The organism is Mesorhizobium sp. M1A.T.Ca.IN.004.03.1.1 (assembly GCF_003997555.1).
GTDB lineage: Bacteria > Pseudomonadota > Alphaproteobacteria > Rhizobiales > Rhizobiaceae > Mesorhizobium.
In genome coordinates, this window is sequence record NZ_RZTV01001112.1 from 1 (window position 1) to 235 (window position 235).

Consider the following 235-nt stretch of genomic DNA (forward strand, 5'->3'; position numbering starts at 1 on the left):
GGCGGAGCGCCATGTGACCTCAGTCGGTCCGGTCGTCTTCAAGGGCTTGGCCGCGCCGCGGACCATCTTCAGGCCCAGCCAGATCAGATACAGCGCGCCGACCACCTGCAACGTCATATGCAGCCAATCGAAATGGGTCAGCAGAAAGCCGAGGCCTGCCATCGCCATGACGGCCCAGGTCAGGGATGCGATCGCAAGTCCGAGACCCGCAAAGAGGCCGGCCGCGCGCGACACC

1 protein-coding gene is annotated in these 235 nt (G+C 65.5%); it reads right to left on the reverse strand.

What is annotated here, in order from left to right; genetic code table 11:
* Positions 1–235: LysE family transporter (locus EOD29_RS35130; protein WP_164764109.1), on the reverse strand; the 235-nt coding region annotated here is incomplete at both ends.